19 protein-coding genes and 1 tRNA gene are annotated in these 17,310 nt (G+C 67.4%); 9 read left to right on the top strand and 11 right to left on the bottom strand.

What is annotated here, in order from left to right; translation table 11 throughout:
- The first annotated feature begins 39 nt into the window (after nucleotides 1–39).
- Nucleotides 40–375 carry a helix-turn-helix domain-containing protein gene (locus tag AVL62_RS05945; RefSeq protein ID WP_058890741.1) on the top strand — a complete coding sequence of 112 codons (336 nt, stop codon included), beginning with the start codon at nucleotides 40–42 and terminating at the stop codon, nucleotides 373–375.
- A gap of 132 nt (nucleotides 376–507) precedes the next feature.
- Here AVL62_RS05945 and AVL62_RS05940 read toward each other — a convergent pair whose 3' ends face one another.
- Entirely contained in the window at nucleotides 508–1,311 is an 804-nt protein-coding gene (locus AVL62_RS05940; protein ID WP_058890740.1) for a hypothetical protein, read from the bottom strand.
- Nucleotides 1,312–1,391: 80 nt separating this feature from the next.
- Nucleotides 1,392–1,652, bottom strand: a complete 261-nt coding sequence (locus AVL62_RS05935) for a helix-turn-helix transcriptional regulator (RefSeq protein WP_075820253.1) — start codon at nucleotides 1,650–1,652, stop codon at nucleotides 1,392–1,394.
- A gap of 141 nt (nucleotides 1,653–1,793) precedes the next feature.
- Between AVL62_RS05935 and AVL62_RS05930 the strand changes: the two genes are divergently transcribed.
- Together AVL62_RS05930 and AVL62_RS05925 are read left to right on the top strand one after the other, a co-directional pair.
- Entirely contained in the window at nucleotides 1,794–3,029 is a 1,236-nt protein-coding gene (locus AVL62_RS05930; RefSeq protein ID WP_058890739.1) for a hypothetical protein, read from the top strand.
- A gap of 3 nt (nucleotides 3,030–3,032) precedes the next feature.
- Nucleotides 3,033–3,599, top strand: coding sequence for a hypothetical protein (locus AVL62_RS05925; protein WP_153011690.1), 567 nt, complete (start codon nucleotides 3,033–3,035; stop codon nucleotides 3,597–3,599).
- Nucleotides 3,600–3,770: 171 nt separating this feature from the next.
- On the opposite strand, the gene AVL62_RS05920 is transcribed toward AVL62_RS05925, so the two are convergent.
- Entirely contained in the window at nucleotides 3,771–4,601 is an 831-nt protein-coding gene (locus AVL62_RS05920; protein ID WP_201023212.1) for a XamI family restriction endonuclease, read from the bottom strand.
- A 102-nt stretch (nucleotides 4,602–4,703) separates the two neighbouring features.
- Complete coding sequence (locus AVL62_RS05915) at nucleotides 4,704–6,311, bottom strand: Eco57I restriction-modification methylase domain-containing protein (RefSeq protein WP_201023211.1); 1,608 nt, start codon at nucleotides 6,309–6,311, stop codon at nucleotides 4,704–4,706.
- 470 nt (nucleotides 6,312–6,781) lie between these two features.
- Between AVL62_RS05915 and AVL62_RS05910 the strand changes: the two genes are divergently transcribed.
- Entirely contained in the window at nucleotides 6,782–7,225 is a 444-nt protein-coding gene (locus tag AVL62_RS05910) for a hypothetical protein (protein WP_058890735.1), read from the top strand.
- Between the two features lie 2 nt (nucleotides 7,226–7,227).
- Nucleotides 7,228–7,926, top strand: a complete 699-nt coding sequence (locus tag AVL62_RS05905; protein ID WP_161937848.1) for a hypothetical protein — start codon at nucleotides 7,228–7,230, stop codon at nucleotides 7,924–7,926.
- On the opposite strand, the gene AVL62_RS05900 is transcribed toward AVL62_RS05905, so the two are convergent.
- A complete protein-coding gene (locus AVL62_RS05900; protein ID WP_058890733.1) occupies nucleotides 7,905–8,681 on the bottom strand; it encodes a hypothetical protein in 777 nt (258 codons plus the stop codon). The genes AVL62_RS05905 and AVL62_RS05900 overlap by 22 nt on opposite strands.
- Nucleotides 8,682–8,862: 181 nt before the next feature.
- On the opposite strand from AVL62_RS05900, the gene AVL62_RS05895 reads away from it, so the two are divergent.
- From AVL62_RS05895 to AVL62_RS05880, 3 genes are all read left to right on the top strand, one after another.
- The gene (locus AVL62_RS05895; protein ID WP_083518738.1) at nucleotides 8,863–9,360 is read left to right on the top strand and encodes a Panacea domain-containing protein; all 498 of its coding nucleotides are present in this window, start codon (nucleotides 8,863–8,865) and stop codon (nucleotides 9,358–9,360) included.
- 793 nt (nucleotides 9,361–10,153) lie between these two features.
- Complete coding sequence (locus AVL62_RS05885; RefSeq protein WP_235585569.1) at nucleotides 10,154–11,218, top strand: YihY/virulence factor BrkB family protein; 1,065 nt, start codon at nucleotides 10,154–10,156, stop codon at nucleotides 11,216–11,218.
- 94 nt (nucleotides 11,219–11,312) lie between these two features.
- Nucleotides 11,313–11,388, top strand: a tRNA-His gene (locus AVL62_RS05880).
- A 59-nt stretch (nucleotides 11,389–11,447) separates the two neighbouring features.
- Here the strand turns inward: AVL62_RS05880 and AVL62_RS05875 are convergent.
- The 6 genes from AVL62_RS05875 to orn all read right to left on the bottom strand — a co-directional run bounded on the left by AVL62_RS05875 (nucleotide 11,448) and on the right by orn (nucleotide 16,022).
- Nucleotides 11,448–12,275 (bottom strand): ABC transporter permease, encoded by an 828-nt coding sequence (locus tag AVL62_RS05875; protein WP_058890730.1) that lies wholly within the window; start codon nucleotides 12,273–12,275, stop codon nucleotides 11,448–11,450.
- Nucleotides 12,272–13,249 (bottom strand): ABC transporter ATP-binding protein, encoded by a 978-nt coding sequence (locus tag AVL62_RS05870; RefSeq protein WP_235585568.1) that lies wholly within the window; start codon nucleotides 13,247–13,249, stop codon nucleotides 12,272–12,274. Before AVL62_RS05870 ends, AVL62_RS05875 begins: the two co-directional genes overlap by 4 nt.
- 1 nt (nucleotide 13,250) lies before the next feature.
- Nucleotides 13,251–14,021, bottom strand: coding sequence for a hypothetical protein (locus tag AVL62_RS17260; RefSeq protein WP_058890729.1), 771 nt, complete (start codon nucleotides 14,019–14,021; stop codon nucleotides 13,251–13,253).
- Nucleotides 14,018–14,887, bottom strand: coding sequence for an ATP-binding cassette domain-containing protein (locus tag AVL62_RS05860; protein WP_058890728.1), 870 nt, complete (start codon nucleotides 14,885–14,887; stop codon nucleotides 14,018–14,020). The genes AVL62_RS17260 and AVL62_RS05860 overlap by 4 nt, the downstream gene beginning before the upstream one ends.
- Nucleotides 14,884–15,258, bottom strand: a complete 375-nt coding sequence (locus AVL62_RS05855) for a GntR family transcriptional regulator (protein WP_058890727.1) — start codon at nucleotides 15,256–15,258, stop codon at nucleotides 14,884–14,886. The genes AVL62_RS05860 and AVL62_RS05855 overlap by 4 nt, the downstream gene beginning before the upstream one ends.
- A gap of 167 nt (nucleotides 15,259–15,425) precedes the next feature.
- Complete coding sequence (orn, locus tag AVL62_RS05850) at nucleotides 15,426–16,022, bottom strand: oligoribonuclease (protein ID WP_268793638.1); 597 nt, start codon at nucleotides 16,020–16,022, stop codon at nucleotides 15,426–15,428.
- Nucleotides 16,023–16,065: 43 nt separating this feature from the next.
- On the opposite strand from orn, the gene AVL62_RS05845 reads away from it, so the two are divergent.
- Nucleotides 16,066–17,304, top strand: a complete 1,239-nt coding sequence (locus tag AVL62_RS05845) for a PrsW family intramembrane metalloprotease (protein ID WP_161937847.1) — start codon at nucleotides 16,066–16,068, stop codon at nucleotides 17,302–17,304.
- The last annotated feature ends 6 nt before the right edge of the window (nucleotides 17,305–17,310 follow it).

Below are 17,310 nucleotides of genomic sequence, written 5' to 3'. Positions count from 1 at the left end.
GCTGACATGGCAAGCCTGCTGCTGACCTAGGCTGTAGTCATGCCCAGGTCCGGAGGTGACGCCGCGCCACGGGAGTACGTTGCGCGGGGGTCGTGGCCGACTGGACGGCTGAAGAAGGGCGCGCCGGTCTCGGCGGCCTACGCTCAGCAGTTCGTGCTGCGACTGCGGCAAGCCCTCGATGACGGTGACGGCCTCTCGCTGCGGGCTGTGGAGCGCGAGGCTCAGGTGAGCCGCAAGACCATCGAGCGCACGCTCGACGGCGAGGTGCTCCCCGACTTCGGTGCCATCGCACGGCTGGAGGAGTGGCTGGGCCGAGATCTGTGGCCTGGGCCGGAGATCAGGGCAGGACGGGATCGACGCGCGGCAGAAGGCTGAACCCTTGATCTGGTTGAGCGATGCGGCTATCTTGTAGGTGGTTCCAAAACCTACGAAGTAGCCCTCGCGTTCGCAGAGCGTGGGGGTTTCTTCATGTGCGCGCGCCCAAGGGCGCGTCTTCATGGTTGGTGGTCAGTCCTTTCTGATGAGGGTGTGCAATCCGTCGTCGGAGTGGACCTCTCCGCGAGCGCGCAGGTAGGTCAGTGCTTCGGTGATCTGACGACGGTGGGCCTGGATCAGGGGCATGCCGCGATCTTCATGCAGTGTTTGCACGATGCGGTTCACCCCGCTCCAGATGGTGCTGACCCGGGTCGGGCCAGCAGTCTCGGCGAGGACTGTCCGCACCAACTGCGTGATGCTCAGTCCTCGAATCTTCAGTTCTAGCGCCAAGTCCGGCGTGGGCTCCGGGGTAGACCGTGGCACCTGAATGGCCCACTCCACACGACGCCAGTCGACCTCTTCGGCGCCAGGTGGTTCCGACGCCTGCGCACGGACCAAGCGGTCGATCCGCTCTCGTACCTCTCGCTCCAGTACGGCGCGGGTGTCGTTGCTCATGTCTTCCACGGTGACGGGGCGGGCGGGTGATCCGCCGTCACTGGCCAGATTTGGCCCAGGGTGTAGCAGGTTCACCTTCATGGACGCAAGGGTCTTTCGGAGGCGCTTGCCCACGGTGTGATGGCGGGCCAGGCGGTCGAGTTCGGGGAGGGAGACCCACCGTTCGCCCGCCTCCAGACGCCGTAGTGATCGCTCACTGATATCGACCTCTCGCCCGAGCCTCTCCCAGGCCTCGATGCGGTAGGTCGAGCCGTCTGAGTCATCGAACTGCCGCGCATCCACCTCATCGAACAAGGCACGGGCCACCGCCAGGGCGATGCGCACGGCGAGCGGCAGAGACTCGACAGGCTTGTGCCAGTTGCCTCGTCCCGCGAAGGCCATGTCTCTGGAGCGTGGAGAGATCGAGTTCAGCACCTGCCAGGGCTTCGCGTTCCGGCTGGAAGGACTCGCGCCAGGGCGGCTCACTTGGCCTTTTCGCCTGCTTTGCCCTCCCAAACGGGCGCGAGCAACTCGTCCAGGCTGATCTGCCAGGCTTTCGACAGCCGCAACCAGGTACGGAGGTCACCGTGGTAGCGCCCGTGCGCGACGTTCATCAGTGTCGTCCTCGTCAGGCCACTGCGGTTCGCGAGTTGGTCGTAGGACAGCCCGCTGGCCGTCTTCCGCTCGGAGAAGATCGCAGGTAGGCGGTCAAGTTCGGGCTCAGGGACCGGGAAGATGCTCACCGGGATAGCCCACTGGTTTTCGGCAGCGAGCACAGTACAAGCCCTTGCACCAATCTGGTCAAAGGTGCTTCACTGAGGGTGTCTCACCACTTGACGGTCCCCCTTGGGGCGGTCACGCCAGTGCGCAGGGAGGACTCACCTATGACTCACACCCGCACCGCCACGCTGATGGCCGTAACGCTCGTTACGGTTTCCGCTTGTTCGAGCGCCTCTGGAGGGGACTCGACCCCGAGCACGGCAGACGCGCAGGCCGTCACGACCAGCACCGCAGAACCATCGGAGCCCGCTGTCTCGCTGCCGGTGGCGGAGGTCTTCGCGGAGCCTGCCTGGGGGATCACGCTCGGGCTTCAGGAGGCTCCGTGGACGCCTGTTGTGACTGCCGAGCGGGTCGTGGTGCTCGACGGGACGCAGGTGCGTGCCCTGGACGCGGAGGGCCAGGAAGCGTGGTCGCGGGGCTGGGAGGCCTTCACCGGCGACGAACGGAATCCGGGCTCGCCTTACCCGCTGTTGCGTCAGGTCGCGCCAGAGGTCATCGCAGTGGTCGATGGTGGTAGGTCTGACGGCGAAGGCCTGGACGCCGACACTCAGGAAGTACGGGTGACTCTGCTCGACATCGCCTCGGGAACCGTGATCGAGGAGGTCACGGTGCCCGGTGACGAGAGCAGCCTGCCTCAGATCGGTGGGATGGGTCTCGGCTTCGTGGTTCGATCCGACCCTGGTGAGCGCGAGGCGGTCGCGGTCACTGCCTCCGGGGAGGTGGAGGCACTCCCGGCGACCGACGACCTCGTGGGTGTGGTGACGGTCGGAGATCACGCCTTCACACTCAGCGGCGGCACCGAGGAGGCTCCCGAGCGGTACGCCGGGGAGTCCTACGACTCGGAGGACCTCGCCCCAGGGCCAGAGTTCGAGATCGGAGCCATCGAAGCCAGCAACGCCGAGGACCTTCTGCTGGTGCGCTTCGCTGCCCCCTACGGCGAGGGCATGTTGCAGGTGCTGGACGTCGAGACCGGGGAGGTGCTCTCCAACGCAGAGTGCGATCCACCGACACCCACGCAGTTCGTCACCAGCCCAGGTCGTGAGTGGGGCGTCCTCGACTCCATGCGCATCGACGCCAACGGCGACGTGGAGTGCGTCGGTGGCGGCGAGGGTGAGCGTCGCGTGATTCTGCACGCCATTACGGACTCGGGGCGAGCATTCGGGGTCGCCCACCAAGGAGCCAACGAGACGCGCTTCGTGGACCTGCCGCCGTCCGGCGAGCCCGTGGTGTCTGATCTGGCTGAAGGGGCACGGCTGCCCATAGGCGTCATGGACGGCGACATCGCCATCCACTGGGACCCCGAAGACGCCATCGTCACCGCAAACCAGATCAAGGAGTGAGCCATGAAAGCCAGTAGCGGAGCAGCACTCGGCCTCGGAGCCGGGATGTTCGGCGCAACTGTCGGAGCCGCGAACCGAGCCTTCGAGAGGGCCGCGCAGACCATGAACGCGCAGATCGAGCAGGACCTCTTCGTGCTCGGGCGGGACGGCCACCTGCCGTCCGCGCAGCCCGTCCTACCGCTCACGCAGAAGAAGCGCTCGCTACCGCTGCGGGTCGTCACCAGCCTCGCCCTGGGCATGGCCGTCGTCGCCGTCCCGGTGAGCATCTTCATGCTCGTCTTCGGCCTGGCCGACCCCGAGTGGCCGCTCCCCATGGACATCCTTGGAGCCGTGATGGGCGCGTTCATCGCCGCCGTCCTCACTGGCTGGCTTCCCGGTTCGGTCATCTTCGTCGTCCGCCAGTTGCGAGAGAACAACCGCCGCATCTGCTGGAACCTCAACGAGCGCTACGCCGCCTTCTGGGCGGAGCGCGAGTGGGCCGAGCAGGCAGTGCGCTCAGGCGACCTGACGGCCTTTGAGGCCGCACAGCGTCTCCAAGCCCACCACCTCGATCACCTGGTGGACGTGTGAGCGGGCCAGAGCCTCTGCCGGACTGGATGGCCGATCTGGAGGCTCGGATCGCTGCCGACGAGCGGGAGGACAGGCGTCTTGCGCGGGAGGCTCTGCGGGCGGGGCAGGGTGAGCGGCAGAACTACCCCCAGACGTTCGAGGGTTGGGCGGACGCAGGTGTGGTCGCCTCTGTCAGGAGAGTGTGCTCTCGATGAAAGCGCCCATGGCCTCTAGGTCATGGGCCCAGAAGATGGTCAGGTCATCTGCCTGGGCCTGCTCCAGATTATGCACCTTGAAGACTCCAGAAAGTACCGCCGCGGGCACGGTGTTGGCCGAACCAAACTCTTCGTTCCAGGTCTTCGCCTTCTTCGCCGCGTCGTTGTTCAAGCGCTTGACGCTGTTCGTGGACGAGTTGCTGACCTTGCACTCGGTCGGCATCGCGCGGCCATCCCACAGGCTGACGATGAGGTCGGCCTTTCGACTGCCGAACAAACTCTCCCGGCAGAACTCGCCCGGCGACGGGAGATCGCGTGCTGTGCGTACGGAACGGTTCGCCACCTGTGTCAAACCGATGGATAGGAGGTACTCGGCTACTGCGTCCTCCTGGACGTTCTTGGCGCTGTTTCGCCTGTCCGTCTGAACGCGCTGCGTGGCGATGAGAGCGGTGGTGGAGATGATGGCCATCTCGCGCTCGGCCTGGCTTGGTTCCCGGTCCTCACTGACCCACGGGAACCGATTCCGGTCCAGGCCGAGCATCACGGTCTCGATCACTCGCTTCGCCATCTCAGGGTCCTTGCGCAGCCGTCCGGGACTAAGGACGGCCTCCGCCAGAATCTTCAGGTCGTCTTCGCTCACCGCTGGGGAAGCAAGGTAGCGGACAGCAGTCAGGAGATGCGGATCGGTCACGTACTCGACGGCCTCATCGCTGAGCCGCGACAAGTCCACCGTGCCCTCGATGAGGTTCTCCACTGCCGTGCGGTACTGATCAAACGTCTCCAGGTACTGCTCCAAGGGTTCGTGCATGCGAACGTCCCTGAAGTCCCGGACCGCCATGGCGGCGTGCTCTGCGAGTTGGTCTTGAGACCACCTGGGGGCTGGGCTGTGGGCCATGTCTCCCAGCCTAAGTCAGAGCGCCCCAATCTCGAAGAGAGTCTCGGGGGCGGGAACGGGAAGGCGCTCCATCTCCCTCGGTTCGAACTTGGTCAGCCCGCCTGCGTAGGTCCGTCCCTGGCTAGTCCGCACTGACCCACGCAGGTAGCGCGCAAGGTTGTCCAGAAGTTCCTCAGACATGTCCTCACGGGGGTATAGACCGTGAGCAATGTTAATGTGTCTGGCGGCCACGTCGTTACGCACGAACGCGGGCGGGCGTCGCGCCATGTAGGTCGCGAGGATCGGAGCGGGGGCACGTAGGCCAACGCTGTACCAACTCTTCCGCGATGAGGCGATGTACCCCTCGTCAACGTGAGCCTTCTTGGCTTCGGACAGAAAGCGCTCGATCTCGTGGCGCTCGTCATCAGCGAAGGCGTCGAGGTCCTGTGGGAGGTCGATCACTACTCGTAGGCCGTCCTTCACCCGTAGCCGATCTCCAGCGGTGAAGAGTTCACGGGCTTTGGTCACGGAAGGGAACAGCACGCTGGCAGGGAGTGATGTCTCGCCGTCTCGTCGCACCCACACCTTGTTTGCGCCTGTCACGGCCCCACGATGCACGCGAGCCAACTCACCTAGTTCGATGTACCCCTCAGGAAGGGTGGGGGAGACCCGTGTGAAGACAGACCACCTGGTGGATTCGCTGAGTCGAGCGCGTGAGACCTCGCGTCCCTCGGCCAGGGTCCCGAGTTCCGCGATGGATGAGACCTGCCGCATCTTGACTGATTCCGGCTGTTCCCCAACCTTGAAGCAGGTGATCGTGCCGGTGACCTGGGCATCGGCAAACGGCGCAGATTCAGGGTCAAGTACGTGGATCGAGTCTGCGCCGAAGTCCGACACGAGCAGTTCCCGCATCAACTTGCCGTAGTTCACGTCCAGCCACTCACTGCTGGTGATGAAGGCACCGTAATCGCCTGCGCGTGCGTGCAGGGCCGTCGCGAGGAAGAAATGCACGTGTAGGCCCGCGAGCGCGCTTGCTCCCAGTCCTTTCGTTCTCGCCTTGTCAAGGAACCAGCGCTTCCAGCCATGATCTATCTGATGATGGCGTACGTAGGGCGGGTTCCCGATGAACAGGGTGGGCCCACCGATCTGCGGGAGCGTGAGTGATCGGTAGTCGCCCAGCACAAGGTCCAGACGCTCCCCAACTCCGAGCACTGCTGCCGTCGCGCGAGTCATCAGCAGGGCGAGGGGGTCAGTGTCTGCCGCTACCACGTGGGCCTCCGGGAACTTCTGGGCTGCGGCCAGTGCGTATCGCCCGGAACCCACTCCGGGGTCAACGATGCGGGCTGGAGTCGTCTGATCGCCGGCCCATGCGAGCATCGTTTGAACAATGCTGGCTGGGGTGTAGGTCTGACCCTCAGGACGTCGGGCCTCGACCGACTTCAGCGCGCAGTAGGTGTCGCCCAGGAAGTCCTGACCCCCCACAATCGCCTGACGTGCCTGTTCGATCAGCCCCGATGACGCCTGAGTGCGCGACAAAGACCGCTCACTCTGAGTGATGGTGCCGATACTGTCCGCACCTAGACCGAAGCAGAGGGCCGTGAGGTCGGACAGGCTTTCGATGCTCTCCAGGCCGGTGAGAGCCAACTGCCTACTCATTGGACTCGAACACTCCGCGTGCGACCCGGAGAAAGTAGCGCTCGTCCTGAAGGGCGCTCCTGTAGGAGGAGTCGGGTGCCCTTCCTACCACGCCTTCGACGCCGGACTTGATCTCAGCGATACTCGCGGGTTCGCCTCTGCCGCGAAGGAAGTCGCGCATAGCGTTCTTCAGTTCGTTGTGTGGGCGACGCTGGCGTACTGCTGCGGTCATGGTGGCCTCCCCGGCTAGAGTCGACGTTATAGCGTCGACCTTAGCATCCATTGATGTCGGTATCTTGTTGTCGGCTCCGCGTGGCGCGGTGCCCGTAGGACGGAGCCTGCCATGCCGGACCGACACAGTGCCTCTGGGTGGGGGGCGAGGTTCTGATGCGGCTGGCGAGGGCCTTGTGACCAGCCCGCTCGCCCTGGCGCGACGGTAGGCAGACGGGGCGGGTCGCTGAACGCAGTAGCCTCACGCCATGCAGCCGTGGCCGTGGGAAGGTGCCGTCCAGGATGTCTTCGCGGACGTCCTTCGCGCAGTCGACTGGGAGATCGAGTCGCTGGCGGACACCGCGAAGAAGTCGCGAGGGGTGGACGTGCTGGCCCGACGTGGAGAGCGTCTGCTCGGGGCCGAGGTCAAGGGCTACCCCTCCGACAAGTACGTGGACCCTCGCCGAGCGCACGAGACCAAGAAGACCAAGCCGACGACCCAGGCGCGTCATTGGTTCTCGCACGGCATCCTCGCTGCGCTGATGCTGCGGGATGCGCAGCCCGAGCGGGAGAGTCTGCTCGTCTTCCCCGCCTTCCCTCGCTACGCCAGCCTCCACAACGCCACCCGCACCGCCCTGCGAGACGCGAGGGTGCATGTGGTCCTGCTCCGTGCGGATGGGACCTATGACTGCGCGACGTGGACGGCGGACTGAGGATGAAGCCGATCTCGCCTGGAAGCATCGAGCGAGCCGTTGAAGGCTTCCTCGGTGGAGATGGAGACTCCCGTGCCCCGTCACGCCGTCGCGAGCGGTCCTGGGACCTGTGCTACTCGCACTTCCAGGACCATCCTGAGCCGACACAGGTGATGGAGACCTCCTGCTTGCACCTGTGCTACTACCTCGCCTCCTGGGGCATGCTGCGCGGCTCGTCCTTCCTCTTCCACGAGACGAACGCACTTCACTATCAGGCCGTCATCGGGGTGATAGAGAAGCACAACAAGGCGTTGCGCGGATGGGACGTTCCGGACTATGTGGACACCGCTCGACTTGAGGCGTTCAACGTCGCCTGGGACGAAGTGCGCGCTGCTCTGATCCCCGCCGACCGGACAGGATTGACCCTCGTCTCGAAGGTCATGATGGGCGTCTGGGGCTGCATCCCCTCGTTCGACACCTTCTTCGTTCAGACTTTCAAGGGACTATCCGAGAGCCCGACCGAGCGAAGGGCCTGGAATCGGGCAGGTGCGGATGCCCTCGGGATGCTTTACGACGTCTGGGTCGAGCACGAGGACGAGATCGAGCGCGCCCGTGACCGCTACCCGGTATGGGACTTCACCACCGGGGCAGCGACCGAGTGGCGGATGCCGGTAGCCAAGGTGCTCGACATCTACGGCTTCTACGAGTCGTGGAAGAGGTAGCCACACGGGTGCTGCTCGCTCGCCTTCGAACGCCATCGCTCCAGCGATCCGAGCCCGAGCCTCTCGCTGGGGCGCTTGCGAACGCCTCGCGCCACCTCGCGTGCCACGTTACGAAAGCACAACGCCTGAGAGCCCTTCCAGCCCGCACGCAACGCTGCGGAGAAGAGGCGCTCGGGGTCGAAGCGGTGGCCGTTCTGGTGCAGCATCATCAAGCCAGAAGTAACTCGGCCTCCGTCCCGCGAGTCGTACATCGTCTTGCCGCCGTAGGTCATGGCCGTGAAGGACTCCAGGGCGCTGGCCACCACACCGTCCTCGATCAAAGGGTTCGGGACCGAGATGATCGGTCCAGCCAGGTTCCTCGGCTCGAAGGCTTCCACCCATCTGACGTGAGGGTGGTCCTCATGCATGTCGAAGCGCTCATCGTTGCGAGGGTCGTACGCTCCCACGAAACACATGGGATGTCTGAACGGCTCGACCTCGATCACAGTGTCCAGCGTGTTGAAACCGACCGCCACCAGTGGACCGGCGAAGGCCCTTGGGCCGGTCCCGCCGCGACGGCGAGGCCACTCTGCGACGACTTCGACACCCTCCCTGACGAATCGGGCCTCCCAACCCTTCGGTAGCGCCTCTTGACCAGAGCACCACAGCGTCACGTGCTGGTCGCTCCTCAGGTGGTCTCGTGCCCACAGCAGTGCTGTCACGAGGTCCTGCCCGTGGTCGGTTCCGGAATGGAGGGACGTGTACGCGCGCTGCATGGATAAGACCCTTGCAGAGGGGTCTGACAGGCGGCGAGAACAGCCAGAAGTGGACCTGCGCCGGGAGAAGAGTTGCCAGCGTCACCCACCTCCTGCACTCTGTGGGTGCTCTGCGTCATACTGATGTCGGGGCCAGCGGGAGAGCGCTGGTCGATGAGAGAGCCGGAGGAGGCGAAGCATCATGACGGTCAACGCAGCAGATGTGGCGGCTTACATCCTGGGAAAGAAGGGCCAGATGACTGCCATGAAACTTCAGAAGTTGGTGTACTACGGCCAAGCCTGGTCGCTCGTCTGGGATGACGAACCACTCTTCGCTGAGCCCATTCAGGCCTGGGCGAACGGTCCTGTCGTCTACCCCCTCTTCAGGGTGCATAAGGGCAAGTACAAGGTGACCCCGCAGGACTTCGTTCACGGCAACCCCGCCAAGTTGAGCGAGGACCAGGTACAAACCCTGGAGGCGGTCCTGGACTCCTACGGGAACATGAGCGCGGCGCAACTCAGTGAGTTGACCCACGCCGAGGACCCTTGGAAGATCGCACGCGGCCAAACAGCCCCAGGGGAGCAGTCCACAGCGTTCATCACCCATGAGTCGATGAAGGTCTACTACACCCATCTGAGTGAGTCGGACGAGGCTGTCCACCACGTCGAGGACATCAACTTCCCGGCCTGGGCTCGGTGAGTCCTGGTTCATGGGGGGTCGAAGAAAGAAGCCGGCCAAGGCTTCTTACCCGTTGCTGTCGCCCGCGCCCGGGCCATGGTCGCTCGACTGGTCCATCGCGGACCACGACGGGCCGTTCCCCTGGCCCGAGCCTCGATGTGAGCAGTTCTATCTCCTTGCGGGATACCTGGCTCGGTTGAACGAACTGTCTCTAGATGAGGTCTTTAGCCTGGAGCGGACGCACGGACGTGGCTCTGCTGTTCATGCGCTCTCTGAGGAGGGCTTGAGCCAAGTCGCTGAGGAGCGCTGGGCACACCTGATCCGAGTCAACAGCCTGGACGACGATGTGTCGCAGCAGTTGGAGATCGTGACGATGACCTACTGCGTCGAGCAGGTGGACACGCGGCGTGTGGTGGTTGCCTTCGACGGTCAGCGAAGGACGGTCTTTCCCCTTTGGTGGGACCAGCGTCACGAGGTGTCGGGTTCGGACGGCACAGTGCTAGAGCCGCAGGCTTGTGAGAGCGAGCACTGTCACCACAAGCCGTGGTCTGACAATCAAGGGACACTTGCTCGGAGGGACTGAGCACGGTTCCGCCGAGCATCTCTAGTGTGTTCGCCGTGCGGGTGTACAAATCTCGCCCGACTTACGTACCCGCCCCGACCGGAGGGTCTGCATACCCCGTGGTCAGGGGATTTCGTGAACTACCCACCACCACGCGAGGCGTCCTGGCTCCGGCCAGGGCGCCTCTCGCATGCCGGGGGTGTGCCGATGATCCGTCCTGCCGGGGTCGGCCCCGCGTGCCAGACTGACGGCGTGAGCAGCGACCAGGCGAAGACGACCACGGCCAGGACCGACTGGAAGGCCGTCGCCAAGCGCACGGTGTCCGAGTTCCTCGAGGACGGCGGCCCGGACCTCGCGGCGGCCCTGACCTACTTCGCGATCCTCTCGCTGGCGCCCATGGTGCTGGCGCTGTCCACCCTGCTGACCTTCTTCGGCCAGAGCGGGGGCACCCAGCAGGTGGTGGAGGAGCTGGGCGGGCAGCTGGGGATGCAGGAGCAGACCATCACGACGGTCAACGGCTACCTCGGCAACATGGCCGACTCCAGCGGCAGCGGCATCATCCTGGTCGTCGGCCTGCTCGGCTCCCTCTGGTCGGCCTCCAACTACGTCAACGCGTTCAGCCGGATGATGAACAAGGTCTACGAGATCGACGAGGGTCGCCCGGTGTGGAAGCTGCGGCCCTGGCTCCTGGGGCTCACCCTGGTGCTCATCGGCGGGCTCATGCTCATCATCTTCTCGGTGACCCTGTCCGGGCCTGTGTCCGAGGCGATCTTCGGGGCCGTCGGTCTGTCGGGCACGTTCACGACGGTGTGGAACATCGCCAAGTGGCCGGTGATCCTGCTCATCCTCGTCGTCATCGTGGGCCTGCTCTACTGGGGCACCCCCAACGTCCGGCACCCGTCCTTCCGCTGGTTGTCCCCGGGTGCCGCCCTCGCCGTGCTCACGGCCATCGTCGCGGCCGCAGGCTTCTACATCTACCTCACCGGCTTCGGTGGGCAGGACAGCTACAACGGCACCTACGGCGCCATCGGTGGTGTCATCATCCTGCTGCTGCTGCTTTACATCATCAACAACGTGCTGGTGCTGGGCGCCGAGCTGGACGCCGAGATCGAGCGTGGCCGCGAGCTCGCCGCCGGCATGGCCGCCGAGGAGGAGATCCTGCTGCCCCCGCGCGACGTCGTCGGGACGGAGAAGAAGGAGGCCAAGCAGGCCGAGGCGGTCCGGGAGGCCCGCGAGGTACGGATGCAGGCGGCGGCCGAGCTGCGCGCCAGCGGGCAGGAGACCGGCCTCGAGGGCCGCGAGGACGCGCGGCGCTGACGCTGGACCCCGGACCGGTCGTCGTCGGTTTCGGAGCACCGGGCCCGAGGCGCTACCATGGACGGCGTTGCCCGGACGTGTCCGGCGCAGCATGGTGGGCGTAGCTCAGCAGGTAGAGCATCGCGTTGTGGTCGCGAGGGTCGCGGGTTCAAACCCCGTCGCTCACCCCAGGTATGACGAAGGCCCCGGCATCGTGCCGGGGCCTTCGTCGTGCCCGTGCTCGTGCCCCTCAGCGCCAGCGGAACACCCTGACCGCGACGGTGAACGTCAGCACCGTCCACAGAGCCATCGAGACGATCTGCTCGACCGGGACGTCGCCGACGCCGAACCAGGCCGTGGTCATCGCCTGGCTCGCCCCGCCCAACGGCATCCAGGTGGAGACCGTCTGCAGCGTCTCCGGCATCGCCGGGCCCGGCGTCCACAGCCCGGCGAAGAAGAGGAGCGGGAAGTAGATGAGCATCCCGATGCCGCCGGCCGCACTGGCCTTGCGCATGACCCCGCCCAGGATCAGACCGATCCCGAAGACGGAGCCGATCGCGAGCGGCAGGGTCAGGAGCAGCAGCCCCCAGTCCTGCGGCAGGGGCACGTCCAGGAGCAGCACGGCGATGGCGACCGCGACGAGGCTGCCGACGAGCAGCCACAGCAGGTTGACCGCCGCCTGGGCGAGCAGGATGCCCTGGGGTGCCATCGGGGTGGTCGAGAGCCGCCGCAGCACCCCGCGCTCGCGGTAACCCGCCAGGTACGTCGGGAACGAGGAGAGGCCGGCCGTCGCGATGGTGACGCAGATCATCACGGGTGTCATCAGGTCGACCATCGCTCGCCCGGTCCACGGCCCGGCGTCCTGCAGGGGCTCGCGCATCCCCGGGATGGCGAACGCCATGCCCAGCAGCAGCACCGTGGGGAAGACGACGACGAAGAAGACGCTGCCGAGGTCGCGGGTGAAGAGACGCAGCTCGGTGGTGACCAGGCGGCCCAGCCCGGGCATCCCGGCGCGGGCGGCCGCCCGCCGGGTGCCCGGTCCGGGGCGGTGGTAGGCGGTGGGCAGGGTGGTGCTCATGAGTTCCGCTCGGTGCGGGTGACGAGCTCGACGAAGACGTCCTCCAGCGAGCGGGTCCGGGTCTGGATCTCGTCCGGGACGACGCCCTGCTCGTCCAGGGCGCGCACGACCGCGGGCAGCACCCGGTGCCCCCCGCTGACGGTCCAGCCGCCCTGGGTCGGCGTGACCTCGGTGACCTCGGGCAGCGTGTCCACGCCCAGGGACGAGGGGGTGTGCCCGTCGGGCAGGGCCAGGCGGAAGGCACGCGCACCGCGGGTTGCCCCGGTCAGCTCGGCCGGGGTGCCGGCGGCGACGACGCGCCCGTCCGCGACCACCATGAGCCGGTCGCAGAGACGCTCCGCCTCGTCCATGAAGTGGGTGACCAGGACGATGGTCACGCCGGAGTCGCGGACGCGCTCGACGAGGTCCCAGGTCTCGCGGCGGGCCTGGGGGTCGAGCCCGGTGGTGAGCTCGTCGAGGATCGCGATCTCCGGACGGCCGACCAGGGCCAGCGCGATGGACAGCCGCTGCTTCTGCCCGCCGGAGAGGTCGTCGAAGGCGGTGTCGGCCCGCTCCTGCAGGCCGAGCATGCGCAGCAGGGTCTCCGGGTCCTCCGGGTCGGCGTAGAACGCGGCGTACAGGCGGAGAGCCTCCCGTGCCGTGATCTGACCCTGGAGCGTGGACTCCTGGAGCTGGACCCCCACCCGCTCCTTGACGCGGGCCGGGTCCCGGCGGGGGTCCACCCCCAGCACCTCGATCCGACCGCCGTCCGCAGGGCGCAGGTTGGCCACGATCTCGACGGTGGTGGTCTTGCCGGCACCGTTGGGGCCGAGGATGCCGAAGATCTCTCCTCGCCGGACCTCGAAGGACACGTCGTGGACGGCCACCGTCTGGCGGTATGCCTTGCGCAGGTGCTGCACCCGGATGACCGGGTCGCCGTCGCTCTGGTCCGGTGGCGCGGCCGTCGGTGTGCTCGTGGGGGTGGGCATGGTCATGTCAGGACTCCTTCGGGGCCAGCGTGAGGGTGCGGGTGAGGCGCAGGTGGGCCAGGGATGCGACGGCGATGATCGCCACCGCGAGCACCGGGTGCCAGGCGCCGAGGTCGACGCTGAGGTCACCGGGGAGTGCGTCCTGGGCCGAGCCCCACAGGGCCTGGGGTCGGGTGCCCAGGACGGCGACGAGCAGCACGGGGGACAGGGTGAGCGGCAGCGCGACCGTGCCCCACAGCCCGCCGAGACGGTAGTAGGCGGCGTGCACCAGCAGGCCGGAGACGTTCCCGGCGCAGTAGAGCAGGAAGAGGCCGAGCAGCTGCTCGGGCCAGTGGGTCGTGGCCAGGGCGCCTGCCCCGTCGGCGAGCCCGGCCCGCCACCCCAGCGCCTCGAAGAGGGGCCGCTCCAGCAGCAGCAGCCCGACCAGCCCGGCCGAGAAGAGCGCGGCCAGCCCGAGGGCCGTGAGCAACGAGCCGACGGCGACACCGGCCCGGGTGATCCCGTTCATGACGAGCGCCGGCGTCAGCACGCCGCACATGATCATGAGCGAGAACGCGAACCAGAGCCCCGCCTGCCGGCCGAACTGGACGATCGAGACCTGGGGGGTGGCGTAGTAGGCGTAGACCAGGGTGGCCGCGACGCCCAGGACGACCATGATGAGCAGAAACCACTTCGCCACGTAGAGGCACATCCCCATCGTCATGTCGAAGCTGCGGCGCCAGTGCGGCCCCAGGTCCCGGGCGGGGGGTGCCGGTCGGGCGACGGTCGTGGCGCTCATCGGGGGGCCTCCTCGGTCAGGTGGATGAACAGGTCTTGCAGGGGGACGGCGCCGGTCTCGACGCCGGCCGCGCGGGCGCGCTCGAGCGCGCTGGCGTCGAGCTCGCCGAAGAGCGTCAGCTGACGGGTGGGGCCGAGGTCCCGGCTGCCGATCACCGGCAGCCCCTGCGCCAGCTCGGTGACCGTCGCCGCAGGCCCGGTCAGGGTGACGCCGCGGGTGCGGACGTCGTCCGCCTCGGCCTGGAGCACCAGGGAGCCCGCGCCCAGGATGGAGACCGTCTCGACGATCGGCTCCAGCTCGGCGATGAGATGGCTGGAGATGACGTAGGTCCGCGGGTTCTCGGCGTAGTCGGCGATGAGCTCGTCGTAGAAGCGCTGGCGGGTGGGGGCGTCCATCCCCAGGTGGACCTCGTCCAGCAGGGTGAGCGGCGCCCGGGTCGCCAGCCCGACGATCGCTCCGACGGTCGAGCGCTGTCCGCGCGACAGCGTCCGGAGCTTGGCCTTCGGCCGCAGCCCGAAGGAGTCCAGGAGGTCCTCGGCATACCTCCGGTCGAAGGTCGGCCGCAGCGTCTCGAGCATCCCCAGGGTGTCCGAGATCGGGTCGTCGTCCAGCAGGTCGCCGCTCTCGCGGACCAGGCAGATCCGCTCGGTGAGCGCGCCGCGCTCCCAGGGGTCCTGCCCCTGCACGCGGACGCTCCCGGAGGTGGGGCGTCGGGCGGCGGCGATGAGCGAGAGCAGGGTCGACTTGCCCGCGCCGTTGCGACCGAGCAGGCCGTGGATCCGGCCCTCGGACCAGTGGAGCGACACGCTGTCCAGGGCGGTCGTCTCCGGGAAACGGACGCTGACGTCCTCCAGCGTGACGTTCATCGGTCGGTGCCTCCTGCCGGGTGGTGGTCGGTGATGTAGTCGATGAGCTGCTGGGTCGTGATGCCCAGGTGAGCGGCCTCGCGCAGCACGGGGGAGAGGCGCTCGGCGTAGAAGGTGTCGCTGCCCTGGGTCCGCAGCCGGGAGGCGGCGCCGTCGCTGACGAACATGCCGACACCGCGCCGCTTGTGGAGCACGCCCTCGTCGACGAGCTCGGCGAACGCCTTCGCGGCGGTCGCGGGGTTGATGCGGTAGGTGGTGGCGTACTGGGTGGTGCTCATCACCTGCTCCCCTTCCTGGAGGGCGCCGGAGAGGATCTCGCCACGGATCGCCTCGGCGATCTGGACGTAGATCGGTTCGCGTCCGTCGAACACGCAACCTCCTCGGTCATGTGGTTCATTACTTGACTAATGAACCATAGAACGAAGGTGGGCGTCAAGGGGGTACGCGACGACCCCCGCCACGGCGGTGCCGGGGCGGGGGTCGGGAGGGGTGGGCGTGCCGGTGGACCAGGCGCAGGGCCCTCGTGGACCGGCCGTGCTCAGCTGGTGTGCCGGGCGGCGATCTCCTTGAGCGTGTCGCTGTCCAGGCCGGGCAGCTCGCGGAAGACCGCCTCCCGGTAGTAGCGCAGCTCGGCGATGGAGTCCCTGATGTCCCCGAGCGCGCGGTGACCACCGGTCTTCTTCGGCGCCATGTAGTAGGCGCGGGGGAACCAGCGCTTGGCCAGCTCCTTGACGGACGACACGTCGATGATCCGGTAGTGCAGGTACGACTCGAGCTCGGGCATGTCCCGGGCGAGGAAGGCCCGGTCGGTGCTCACCGTGTTGCCGCCCAGCGGGGCCTTCCGACCCTCGGGGACGTGCTCCCGGACGTAGTCCAGCACCAGGCGCTGCGCCTCCTCGAGGGTCACCCCGTCGTCCAGCTGGGGCAGCAGCCCGGAGTCCGTGTGCATGCCGCGGACGAAGTCTCCCATCTGCTCCACGGCGGCGGCCGGCGGCCGCACGACGACGTCGACCCCCTCGCCCAGCACGGTCAGCTCGGAGTCCGTGACCAGGCAGGCCACCTCCACCAGCGCGTCGGCGACGAGGTCCAGGCCCGTCATCTCGCAGTCGATCCAGACGATGCGTTCACCACTCACGGCAGACAAGGGTATGCCCCGTCCCCCCGGTACTCTTCGGCCCATGGTCCCCCAGCCGCGGCCGCCGACGAGCTCGGTGCCCGACGCCCCAGGTCAGCGCCCTCCGCACGACCCCGGGCCGGGGGGTGACTGGCACCAGGTCCTGACCTTCCAGCCGCAGTCGCCGACCGGGGCGACGCCCAACGCCACCCGCCGGCCCGCGGTCCGCCGGCTGCTGCTGTGGAGCGCGGTGGTGACCGTCTTCGGGCTGGCCGCGCTCGCCATGACCCTCCTCGTCACGACCGCGGTAGGTCTGCAGGCCGCGATTCTGGGCATGGTCAGCGCCTCGCTCGCCCTGGGCATCGTCATACCGCTCTTCATCTGGGTCGACCGCCTCGAGGCGGAGCCGATGCGGCTGCTGTGGTTCGCCTTCCTCTGGGGCGCCCTCATCTCCACGCTCGGCGCCGTGGTGCTCAACGAGCTCGGCGTCGCCTTCTTCGCCGGGAGGCATGCCGACCCTCTCGTCGTCGGCGCCGTGGTCGTGGCGCCGCTCACCGAGGAGTTCTTCAAGGGGTTGGGGGTGCTGCTGATCTTCCTCGTCGCGCGCCGGGAGTTCAACGGCGTCACCGACGGGATCGTGTACGCCGGCATCGTCGCCGCCGGCTTCGCGTTCGTCGAGAACATCATCTACCTGGGGCAGATGTACCTCGAGGCGGGCACCGCCGGCCTCGTCGGCATCTTCATCATGCGCTGCCTGGTGAGCCCCTTCGCGCACCCGATGTTCACCGTCTGCATCGGGCTGGCCCTCGGGCTGGTCACGCACCGCCGCCGGGCCAGCTCGGCGGGGGTGGTGCTCGTGGGCTTCGCCGGCGCGGTCTTCCTCCACGCCCTCTTCAACTACAGCGCCGTGGCCGCCTCGCAGAATTACCTCGTGCTCTTCGCGCTCGTGCAGGTCCCGTTGTTCGTCGGCTTCCTGCTGCTGCTGCGCTGGGCCCGCAACCGCGAGTCGCGCCTGCTGCGTGACGTGCTCACCGGCTACGGGATGGCGGGCTGGTACACCCCCGCCGAGGTCGCCATGCTCGCCAGCCCCGGCGAGCGGCGGCGCGCCCGCCGGTGGGCGCGCGGGGTGGGCGGTCGCCCTGCCGAGCGGGCCATGGAGGCCTTCCAGGACGAGAGCGGCGAGCTGGCCATGGTGCGCAAGCACCTCGTCCACGACGGTCCGGACGCCGTGTGGCTGGCCCGCGAGCAGCGCATCCTCGAGGCGGTCACCGCCCACCGGCGGGTCTTCGTGGCGCAGGCCTGAGCCCGT

Origin of the sequence: Serinicoccus chungangensis (assembly GCF_001483745.1) — a bacterium.
In the GTDB taxonomy this organism is placed as follows: domain Bacteria; phylum Actinomycetota; class Actinomycetes; order Actinomycetales; family Dermatophilaceae; genus Ornithinicoccus; species Ornithinicoccus chungangensis_A.
Note: the sequence above shows the minus strand (reverse complement) of the source record. Positions and strands in the feature narration are given on the sequence as shown.